Annotated in this window: 7 protein-coding genes and 1 riboswitch; all 7 genes read right to left on the reverse strand. The window is 46.6% G+C overall.

Annotation, left to right across the window (positions count from 1 at the left end):
* A complete protein-coding gene (locus tag QZY95_RS10875; protein WP_290923343.1) occupies positions 1-894 on the reverse strand; it encodes a sirohydrochlorin cobaltochelatase in 894 nt (297 codons plus the stop codon).
* 171 nt (positions 895-1,065) lie between these two features.
* Positions 1,066-1,239: riboswitch (cobalamin riboswitch) on the reverse strand.
* A gap of 35 nt (positions 1,240-1,274) precedes the next feature.
* Entirely contained in the window at positions 1,275-2,354 is a 1,080-nt protein-coding gene (locus QZY95_RS10880; protein WP_290923345.1) for a nucleoside recognition domain-containing protein, read from the reverse strand.
* Between the two features lie 484 nt (positions 2,355-2,838).
* Complete coding sequence (locus tag QZY95_RS10885) at positions 2,839-4,530, reverse strand: sigma-54 dependent transcriptional regulator (RefSeq protein WP_290923346.1); 1,692 nt, start codon at positions 4,528-4,530, stop codon at positions 2,839-2,841.
* Between the two features lie 3 nt (positions 4,531-4,533).
* A complete protein-coding gene (locus QZY95_RS10890; RefSeq protein ID WP_290923348.1) occupies positions 4,534-6,129 on the reverse strand; it encodes an ATP-binding protein in 1,596 nt (531 codons plus the stop codon).
* Positions 6,130-6,181: 52 nt separating this feature from the next.
* Complete coding sequence (amrB, locus tag QZY95_RS10895; protein ID WP_290923350.1) at positions 6,182-7,015, reverse strand: AmmeMemoRadiSam system protein B; 834 nt, start codon at positions 7,013-7,015, stop codon at positions 6,182-6,184.
* 37 nt (positions 7,016-7,052) lie between these two features.
* The gene (locus QZY95_RS10900) at positions 7,053-9,929 is read right to left on the reverse strand and encodes a tetratricopeptide repeat protein (RefSeq protein WP_290923352.1); all 2,877 of its coding nucleotides are present in this window, start codon (positions 9,927-9,929) and stop codon (positions 7,053-7,055) included.
* A gap of 93 nt (positions 9,930-10,022) precedes the next feature.
* Positions 10,023-11,048: a sigma-54 dependent transcriptional regulator gene (locus QZY95_RS10905; RefSeq protein WP_290923353.1), complete on the reverse strand. Its 1,026-nt coding sequence runs from the start codon at positions 11,046-11,048 to the stop codon at positions 10,023-10,025.
* Positions 11,049-11,267: the final 219 nt, after the last annotated feature.

Below are 11,267 nucleotides of genomic sequence, written 5' to 3' on the forward strand. Positions count from 1 at the left end.
TTACATTGAGTCCAGAGCCTTAAAGGCCTCTTTAAGGTGTGCTACCCATTGGGCAACAACAGTATCATATTCCCCTGTACCCTTGAGGACAGTTTTAACGTTGAAGCCTTCTTTTGTGAGAATAGACTTCCAGCTGTCGTCTTCAGGGCCAGCCATATCGTTGCGTGCGTGGTCGCCGGCAACAGACATCAGAGGCATAAGCCAAACTTTTTTAATTCCTTTGGCTTTCAGCTTAGGGATGATGTTATCGAGAGCAGGGTATCCTTCAACAGTACCAACGTAGATGTTGGAGTCTTCTTCCTGAAGGTAGGTTGCAAGTCCCGGGTAGTAGATATTGCCCGGATCGTGAGTGCCATGCCCCATAAAGATTACTGCTTCGTTTTTCTTACGATCAGCTGGAACAGTCGCAGGCAGAACTTTTGCCATTGCAGCTAAGTCGTGCGGAGACGTGAGCAGCGGAGTGCCAATAGAAATGTGGCTTATGCTTTTAGGGATACCGTCAAACGCTTTTGCAGTCTTAGTAAGATCTGAAAATTCTTGTCCTGGAATGGTGTGCAGGGACTGTACTGCAACATGAGTGAATCCGTCATCGCCCATCTGTGCAAGGGCGGCAGCAGGGGAAGGAACGTTCATGTTTTCAGTGCGCTTAATTTTATTACGGATGATTGCTGCGGAGTATGCCCAGCGAATTTCAGTGTCCGGAAATGCTTTGGCAACTTTTTCACCAATGTTCTCTAAAGAGACACGGGCTTCAGGTACGGATGTACCGAATGCTACAAGCAGAATACCTTTTTTAGGGGATTCTACTTCTCCGTGACCTGCAAAGGCAGGACAGATAATAGTAAGAGTAAGCGCAGCAGCGAGTATGAGTCGTAAGGAACGACTGCGGATCATGGCAAAAGCCTCCAATGTTTTGGGGCGGGGATATGGCGCATGGACGGTGCACAGTGCGCACCGGTAGCGAAGTGTGTTTTGCAAGACAAGGCCCCGTGTCTGCTAAAACGTGCCTGATATCCACGTCTGCCGAAAGGAAAGGGGTTAGAATTCGAAGGCAGGTATGGTGTGGATATCTACAATGTTTCAGGCAGGTCTTCCGGCTTGTTCCTCTTTCTCCACCTTCCCGGTAACCCAGTGGTATATTGAAGAAAGATTGAATAGAACTTACGGCGGCGGGACCGCTCCCGACTTTAACGGGATTCCCTATTAGGCTTTATGAGCACCTGAAGTGAGGCACTGTACACGCAATAAAATTGAGCGGTCAAGGAGTGATATTGCTAACCTGCAAACCAAAGATACAGGGCTGTTACCAGAATAAGACTGCTGATGCGTAATGCTTGACTGGTAAGTAGCATTGGGAAGCCGATTTTAAAGGAGAAAACCCCAGTCTGTGATGGTAGTTGATGACGAAGTGCTCGAATAGGGGTGGCAACAATAGTACCCAGAACGAGTGCAAGAACAAGTTGGGAGGTCGTGAGCGCACCGCCGTCCAGCAAGGCACCTGCGGCTGCTATACCTGTTGTGAACTCTGCTGCTACGGCAAAGACAACAACGCTGACTGCTTCTACAGGAAGGTAGGCCGAGGTAACCCATCCGGCTGCAGCTGTGCGCAGGTATTCAAACATTCCAGCTTGATTGAGAGCATAAATTAAAAAGTAGACTGGAGCGGTGATGGTACAGATGCGTGTGAATCTTTTTTTGAAGGCACGCATAATTTTTGCCGCAGAGGTGGTTCGGTTGGCGCGGGCTTCTTCCGTTTGAGTTACTTTGGCTTGGGGGGCTAATGTTATTCGCGTCCAGATGAGTAACAGCAGAGTGCGCAGCAGCGCAGCAGCACCGTTTAATGACAGATAAATAATGCCCGCGGTACGTGTCATGGGGACGATAATAAAAAAAGTTGTGGGGAGATGCAGAAGAAATACCGGAAGCCCTGTATTAATGAGGTAGCTTAGCTTCATTTCCTGTAAGGAGATTTTTTCTTCTTTCCAGAACGTCATCAGCATAGTGTTGGCTGCAGTTCCAGAAAAAAAAGCAGTGGTGAATGCTGCGCCGGATTCGTCTTTTAAGTTACCGAACTTCATGACAGGGCGAACTAATGTCGCAAGAAGGGGAGCCCAGCCCATACCTTCAACTGCAATACCAACGATAAGACCTATTCCGAGAAATCCGAGCATCCGTAAGAGAGGACGGATGAGTCCGGGCCACGCTTTGTTCCATGACAGTAATGTTGGGTCATTGGATAAAATGACAGCAAGCGCTGTTAAGCAGCAGAGTGCTGCGATGACAAGTGCTTTAACTGGGCTTTTCGGCTTTCGCTTGCGTGGGGCGCAAGTGGTGGTTGCAGGTTTTTGTGACATGGAATCTCCTTGAGGAGGTGGTACGCCACACGAATAGGAATTTCAAGTAAGCATGTTGATAAGGCTGGATGTGTGTGGTTGGGAATAAAGTCTTTTCAGATGAAATGCTGTTAAAAAAAATCGCGCTACAGCATGCTGTAGCGCGCATTTTTCAATCGACAAAGCGATCAAGTAACCGGATAGCTTTCGCCGGTTCGAAAAAAGAAGTTCCCCCTAACTTTGTCCTACACACGGGGGAAAACCTTTTCAGGAGCAGACCATTTCTCCTGCACTGCCCTTCTCTATACCAAGAAGCGTGCCATTGTGTATAGTGTGCTGATATTAAACAGTAAAATATGATTTTGTGCTAAGTGATAATTGATGTCATCGTCTCGCAGGTAAAAAAACAAATTTCTGTCCGTAATAGAGGACTAATTTGTCCGCACTTGCGGACAAATTGTATTCTTTTATACGGAATACCGGAACGAGAGTAAAAAGTGATCTCTTATTTTAATGAATACTTCTTAAGAAGATCGTAGAGATAGGATCGTGATAGTCCGGATAATTTACACGCAGTCGCGACTTTCCCGTCGGATAACCTCATAAGATTTTGAAGGTATTGAGTGAAAACTTCATCTCGGAATTCAAAAAAAGGTTGAACGGTGTCTTGTGCGGAATGCATGTCCGCAATTGCGGACGAATTGTGTTTTTTGTCCGTAATTGCGGAAAGAGTACCTTTATGGTCAGTGCCAGAGTGCGAGTATATTTCAGTTGCCCCCGCCCCCTCATGGTTCGGGGGCATCGGAGTTTTTGAAATGTGATATTCACGATTTTCTGAAGAGACTTCAGCGGGTACGGCAGTCGGATTTATCTGCGTACGTTTTTGCACCGGCTGTGGTGGTGTTTGTACAACTGGTGAAGTCGCAAGACGGGCAGTATAGCTGTCTGAACTGTGTTCTGCCTCGGAGAGTGTGCAGAATGCTCCCTTGTGCAGTGGTATTTCTTCACGGTGGGTTCTGTCGACTGCTGCCCGTGCGATATTGATACGGATATGGTCAGGAAGGTGTCGGCTGAAAATTTTCGGTGTATCTTTAGCTGCAAGTACTGCTCGTTCCAAAGTATGAATGAGCTCTCGCACGTTGCCAGGCCATGAGTACTCTCGTGCAAGATCAAGAAGATCTGGTGAGATGCCTTTGGCTGGCATACCGTATTTACCACAAAGCTGTTTTACATAATGCTCGATAAGACGTGGCAGGTCATCGGTTCTGTCGCGAAGGGGAGGGAGTGCCATCACAACAGTTCGAATACGGAAGAGAAGATCACTTCTGAATGTTCCGCGTGCTACCATTTCATCAAGATTTCTGTTTGTCGCACATATCAGACGGAAGTCTGATGTTTTTTCTGTTCTCGCACCAACAGGGCGAAAGCGATGTTCTTGAAGTACTCGCAAGAAAATTTTCTGCATGGCAAGCGGCAGTTCACCCACTTCATCCAAGAAGAGCGTTCCGTTGTTCGCCTGTGCAACAAGTCCCTCTCTGTCCTTGTCCGCACCGGTGAATGCTCCCTTGCGGTGGCCGAAAAGGATTGAACTTGCGAGAGTTCGTGACATGGAGGCACAATCTACGGCGACAAAAGGCCCGTTTGCACGAAGGCTGTTTTCGTGAACTGCACGGGCAAAGACTTCTTTACCGACTCCTGTTTCACCCAGAAGCAGTGCTGATGCATCTGATGAAGCAGCTTCTGCTACAAGAGACAGGCATTTTTTGATTCCCGCACTGTCGCCGATGATTCCGCTACGCTTTAGCTTTACTACCCCGTTCTTTGCTGGACGCTTTCCTCTATAATCGATGGCACGGATGAGCGGAAGCACCATACGATCTACGGAACTTTGTTTTTCAACATAATCCCATGCACCGTTGCGGATAGCCTTTTCAGCTCCATCCGGAGTCGGTGTTCCTGTCATCACGATAATTTCAGGATGTCCGCGCATGGCGTTAAGTTGGGCAATGGCAAGCAATCCGTTTCCATCTGGCAGTTGGGTATTTAGATAAACAATATCCGTGTCATGCTTCCTGCCGGATGCAAAAGCTTCAGCAAGAGATTTTGCCTGTTTGCTGCGATGCCCGAGACCTGTAACGATGGATGCGAGAGTTTCGGAAAAAACCGGATCATTATCGATGATAAGAACGCGAGCCATTATCTACTCCTGAGAATCTTCAAGTGCAGATTGCACGAGCTGGAAAATATGGTTTGTATCTAGAGGCTTGTGTGTCAGTGTTAAGACGCCTGCACCAAGAGCAATTTCATTGGTGATAGGGTCAGCCGGATCAGCACACAAAACAAGTCTTGCTGAAGGATGCACACCAAGCAGAATACGTGAAAACTCAAGACCATTCATTTGCGGCATAGCAAAGGTAGAAACGATAAGGTCGAAAGAATCCGGTGATTCTAAAAAGAGGCGTAATGCTTCAACACTGCCGGAGACAGCTTCGATTCTATACCCAAGAGGGACAAGTAGGCTGCGCCATTTTCGAATTTCCTGTTCTTCGGGAGATACAAGCAGGATACGCTCACTGCCAAGGCGTGGTGACGGTGCAATTGGTTGAGATTGATCGACTTCCTGATCATAAAAAGGAATGTATAGGCAGAAGGTCGAACCAAGTCCTTCTTCTGAAAGAACTGTAATACCTCCGTCATGAGCACGGGCAATGCCATGTGCAACGGCAAGGCCGAGCCCCTGAGCTTTGTGGGAGCCGCGTGTGGTAAAGAATGGGTCAAAAATTCTTGGAAGTAATTGTTCAGGTATGCCTACGCCGGAATCCTGTACTGTGATGCGCAGATATTTTCCCGGGATCAGGTCTGCACGGAAGGCACCGGTACGTTCATCAAATTCCACTTCAGCCATGCGCACCATAATTTTACCGCTTTCTGGAATAGAAAGGCGTGCGTTTTCGAGCAGGTTGTCGATGATTTGGCGAATTTGTCCAGCATCAGCAAGTACCGTACGGTTATTGGCACTGATCTCTTCCAAAAGCTCTATATGTTCCGGAAGGGTAGAACGAAAATCGCTCAGCGCTTCATCAAGTACAGGCTGTAGTGTTGTTGGGCGCATTTCGCCCTGTCCTTGCCTACTTATAGTCTGGAATTGTTTAATTAGTGCCATAGCACTGTTGGCTGCACCAAGAATGGTGTTCAGATTACTCTGTACTTGTTCGTTACCGGAACTTTGCTTCAAAGCAGATTCTGTGCTGCTTACAATTGGACGGATAAGTGTGCTGAAATCCGAAGCAATGCCGCCAGCAAGGATGCCTATAGCTTCCATTCGTTGAGACTGGCGAATTTGTTCATCAATAATGGCTTGTTCGGTCTCAGCATCTTTACGCTGTGTAATATCTACAAGGGTTCCTTCGTAATATTTGATGGAGCCTTTAACGGTGTAGACAGTGCGGGCGTTAATAAGCACCCACATAAGCAGGCCGTCACGTCGCCTGAATTGCATTTCAAAATTTTTGACTTCCCCTTTATTTTTCAACTCAGTGAGAAGGTCTAGAAAACGACCGGCGTCGAGAGTCACCTTATCTTGATCGAGGGGAAAATTACGGATCATTTCTCCGGGGGAGGCATATCCAAAAATTTTTGCCAACGCAGGGTTCACTAAAATAAAGCGACCGTTGCGAGCCTTGCGAAACATTCCTTCAACTGCATTGTCAAAAAAACTGCGCAGTTCATTATCGTCCTTTGGGGAAGGACGTACATGAATATGACGGGAAGAATTATTTGAAGCGTTGCTTGACATAGGCGCACAATACGCACCCTGCCAGTACATGGCAATGCCGTAGATTGGCGGGTTACGGCCTGTCTATAACCACACCGGCATACCCGACAACTTGTGACAAGTCGCCTGTGACCGCGCCGGAGGAGGTATACTCAAGAATGTCAGCCCGTTTTGCACCAAGGGCTTCGCAGGCAATAAGTGCGGCTGTCATCGGCAGTACACCGCACATGCTGATGTTGTTTTGGGCAACAGTGTTTAGCAGCCCTTGAGCATCTACGGACTGAACATAGGAGAGGGCGAGTGCATCAAGTTTTTTTGCTGCATCTGCTGAAATATAGTGGCTCATATCTGAGCTTACGACGATGGAACTGTTGCTGTTTTGTTGTAAAGCCCCACCTAGCATGGCTCCGACAAACGCAAGCGTTTCCTGATTGCTGGTAGCAATCGCTATGGGAACAATGGTCGCTTCGGGGTTAGCAACTTGAATAAATGGAAGAAGAACTTCTAGAGAATGTTCGTTGATGTGCGCTAGTGTATCGGCTTCAAAAAACGCGCCTGAAGCGAGCAGGTTGTTTCTTGCAGAAATATTGATTGGTACAGTGCCGAGCGGAGTTTCCCAATCTCCGCCGCTCCAGACAGAAACAGGAGCTCCCCGACCCGTATGGTTCGGGCCGAAGAGATATATTGTATCGCGTAGATTACTTGTGCCCAGAGTGTATCCGGCTGTTTTGCCAGAATACATATAACCGGCATGGGGAGCCATCGCTAGAAGAGTGCTCGCTGTGCGTTTTGATCCGCGCTCAAGGTACGTTTCTACTTCAGCACGCAATTTTTGCGGATTAGCTGTGTAGAATTGTCCTGCAACAACAGGGGAACGTCTTGTTGCGGTTGCATCAGCACTATTCATGTGAGAACTCCTTATCTTTTTCGGTTAACTCCGCAGGCTACAAGTTTCCTGTAGGTGAGAATGAAGAAGCATCAATTGACAGGTTTTGTGTTGTCAAATCTGATTGAGCCATTCTACCGTACAGAGATTTAGGGTTGGCTTCTACGAGTTGTGTAAGGATATTTTTCCATTTCTCGGAGTCGCCAGTTTTTTTGTAAAGCGAAGCAATTCTGTAACGCATTGCTGGGTATCCCGGATCATTTTCCGGAACAGCAAGGGACAGTTCACGAGCCCATTCAAGAGCTTCCTGTGAACGACCTGTACGTTCTGTAATATCCATAAGAGAGTTTAACAAATCCCTTATTTTTTCATTATCAGCTTTTTCAGGATTTTTTGCAGCAAGTTCTTTAAAGGTACGTAAAGCAGCCATACTTAATTTGTAAGCAGGCTCGAACTCCTCACGTCGCTCGGCATCACGGGCGAGGAAGTAGTTGATGTAACCTTCTTTTGCACGCGGCATGTCCTCTACACCTTTGAGGCGGCTCCATAATTGAACAGCTTCTTCTGGCTGGTCGAGGTTCTCGTGTGCAAGAGCTACTGCATAATCAAGCTGATTCTTGCTTTCATCTTTCAGTTCCCACAGTTCAACACGGCGTGCCAGTTCGATGATGTCATTCCAACGCTCGTTATCCACGTACACAGAAAGAGCCAGACTTAAACCCATCTCTGAAAATTCAGGGATTTTGAGTTGCTGGAAGAACGGATCAAGAACTTTCAGTGCCTGACTTGGTTTATCTTTTTTCCACATGGAAAGAGCCAGAGCTACACGGCTTTCAGGAGTGAGTTTTGGTTCCTGATTGTGCACTATAGGGAAGTCATCCCAGATCTGAAGGATCTTTTCGTAGTTCTCTTCTTTAATGTTGTTCGCTGTCAGTACGCTGAATGAGCGCATGGCAACTTCTTTCATTCGTGGTGCAAGCTCATGGGTTGGGTGCTTTTCCATAAAAGAAGAAGCAGTAGCCAGAGCTTCAGGATGCTGGTTGTTCCACAGGTACCAGATAGCCTTTTTCAGTCGGGCAAGTGGAGCAAGCCTGCTTTGTGGATATTCTTTAATGATCTTAGAATAGATTTCCAACGGTTTCAGACTGTACGGTTTGTCGAAAACAGAGAACATGTCAGAAATAGTCGGAGTATCGTATTTCCCTTCTTCTGCTAGGCGCATAAGGGATACAAGACCACCATCTCGATCTGGGAATTTGCGTACGGCCTCTTCGTAAATCTCACGAGCCGCATCAAATTCTTCTGTTTCAAGATAGATGTCACCAAGACGGGCAAGCACCATATCGGCATCATCACCATCAGGATCAATGTTGTAGTATGTCCAGTAGTGCATACGAGCTTCATCTGCTTTGCCCAGACGGTACGCAACGTCACCCATTTGACTGAGGAACGGCGGGTAGTCGAGGTAGAAGCGAGGCCAGCGTTTTCCAACATAGTCAACAATCTGGTAAGCCTGATCGTAGTAAGCGAGTTGGTATAAGGATTTTGCAAGTCCTACACCTGCTTCACGAACAAACTTGGTATCCGGATATTTTTGAACAATGTATTGGAAATTATCCGCAGCTTTTTGCCATTCCTTTTCCTTGAAGTAGTGCTCGCCCCAGTAATAGTAAGTTGCTGGCACAAGGTCGTCTTTAGGATGGTTACGGCGCAGAATGTTAAAGTACGCTCCTGCTTCGCGGACGTTCCCGATTTTCAGATTTGTATAGCCGAGACGCAGCAGGTGGCTTGGAACTTTCGGGCTTTTTAAGTCGAAGTTCATTGCTTCTGTAATCGCGGCAATGATGTTTTCGTAGTTGTTGTCGAGATTATTTTTACCCATTGCATATAAGGTATCTGCAATGCCGTTCAGAACCTCGTCACGCTGTTCTTTGGTTAAGGTTGGTACACGCTTCAGCTCTTTGTATGTATCAAGAGCCTCTGAGTATACTCCATTGTTCAGCGCAGTTTTTGCTAATTTCAAAAGTCGCTTTGGGCTTGGCGGCGGGGCCACCTCGTTTCCGTTTTTATCCACCCATACAACTTCTGTTTTTTCTTCTTCAGAACTGACAACTTTTTCTAATTTTTTTTCAGGAACTGCAACTTTGCCGACTGGCGGCATAGGTTCTTTTACAGCTGCCTTTGTATTACTAGCCTGAAGAGGTTGCACTGTGTTCTGCTGCTGGGGAGCAGGAGATGTTGACGCTGGATCAGCTATAGGCTGAGCCTTTGACGGCTGTGCAATCCAAGTTTCCGGCCCACCTTTATTGATGCGTGATCGGAATACATTTTTTGGAGTATAAAAGGGTTGTTTTTCACCTGTACGGTTACGTGCCGCTTTAATGCGGGATTGAGCAGGCTGTTTTTCGGCAGCTGGGGAATTTGCACGTGCAGGCTGTGCTTTTGGCGAAGCAGGCTGAACGGCAGGTGCCGATTTTTTGGCAACAGCTTTTTTTGCAGAAGGCTTTTTACTGGTCGCAGGAGGAGTATATTTACCTTTGCGATCCGGATAAATATCAATTGCGATTTTGTTGTTATCTGCCCGGCTAGTTCTGAAGCGGAATCCATTGAGTTTTGTACGGATGCTCAATGTTTTTCCAGCATCTTTCGGGGCGGCAAGATAATCGGCTGTGTGGATACGACGCCCGTTCTTAATGGGCTTAAACGATTTGACAGCCTGTCTTTTTTGAGGCGTGACAAACGTAAGCTCATTTTTACCTGTACGGGTGAGCGTAAAATTTTTGACTGGGGAGTCGAACGCAATAACCAAGCGTTCAAACTTTGGATGTTTTCCCCAATACCACGATGCAGCCTGTGTTTCTGCGGGTAGAGCAACCGACAGAGATCCTACCGCTACTATGAGCCAGATAAGTCTGGGACGAATTTGTTTTATCACAGCTATCTCATTGCAATTAATGTGCAAGAAATGGACGCATGGCACCCTGAAAAATTAGTACGGCATAAAGAGTACGGCAACTGATTATAAAAATTAATCAATTTTTTTCTTTTTTAGTTTTTCAATAAGGGTGGTGCGTTTTACACCGAGGATTTCTGCTGCTTGGTTTTTAACGCCATTAGCTCGCTGAAGAGCTTCGAGCAGTAATTTTTCTTCAACAGTGTCGAGAAAATCTTTAAGCGGGAGCTTTTGTTCATTCAGATCCTGAATGCAAGGCCAACGGAATCCTTCCTGCTGAGTACGGATAGGTTCCGGTGATGCCGGTTCAGGTAATTCAGCAACCACACCGACCTGATCAAGGATCTTATGAGGCAGGTCTGCCGGAGTAATAGAGTTCGAATCGCATAGAATAGTCATGCGTTCCATAAAGTTCTCTAGTTCACGGACATTGCCCGGCCAGCTGTATGCGGCAAGAATTTTTCGAGTATCAGGAGATAACGAAAGACGGGGGCGTTGTTGCTTTTCACTGAATTTCTGTAAAAAGTGTTCGCACAAAAGCAAAATGTCGCCACCACGTTCACGTAATGCAGGAAGCTGAAGGGGAATAACGTTGAGACGGTAGTAGAGGTCTTCTCTAAAACGACCGGCTGCAACTTCTGCTTCCAAGTCACGGTTGGTTGCTGCGACAATGCGTACATCAACATTTTTAATAGATGAACCGCCGACTCGTTCGATTTCTTTTTCTTGAAGCACTCGCAAAATCTTAACCTGAAGGGTCAGGTCCATTTCACCAATTTCATCAAGAAAGATTGTTCCGCCGTCTGCTAATTCAAAACGGCCGGGACGTGAACGAATAGCGTGAGTGAACGCGCCTTTTTCATGGCCGAAGAGCTCGGATTCCAGAAGATCGCGTGGGATTGCACCGCAGTTAATGGGAACAAAGGGTGCTTCTTTACGGGTGCTGTTTGCATGTAGGGATCGTACAAGTAATTCTTTACCTGTACCTGACTCACCCGTGACAAGTACTGTACTATCTGTTGGGGCAACTTTGGCAAGAACGCTGAAGACATCCTGCATGGCAGATGACTGTCCGATCGTTCCAAGTTTGTTCAGACTCATTTCCTCTCCGATTGATTACGTCCCCCCTGCTAACGCATCCCCCTCAAGACTAATGACTGTCAACTTAATGACAATTAGTCAATAAAAAACTTCCCAACGTATATAGAGGCTTACCTTATTTGAAAATTTGAGTAAGGCAAGTTTTTTGTTGCACTAGCAGGTGATTTGCTTACTACTTCCTGTAAAAAATTGTTTTACACTCAAAAGGAATAGAAAAAG

This window comes from Halodesulfovibrio sp. (assembly GCF_015482765.1).
Taxonomy (GTDB): domain Bacteria; phylum Desulfobacterota; class Desulfovibrionia; order Desulfovibrionales; family Desulfovibrionaceae; genus Halodesulfovibrio.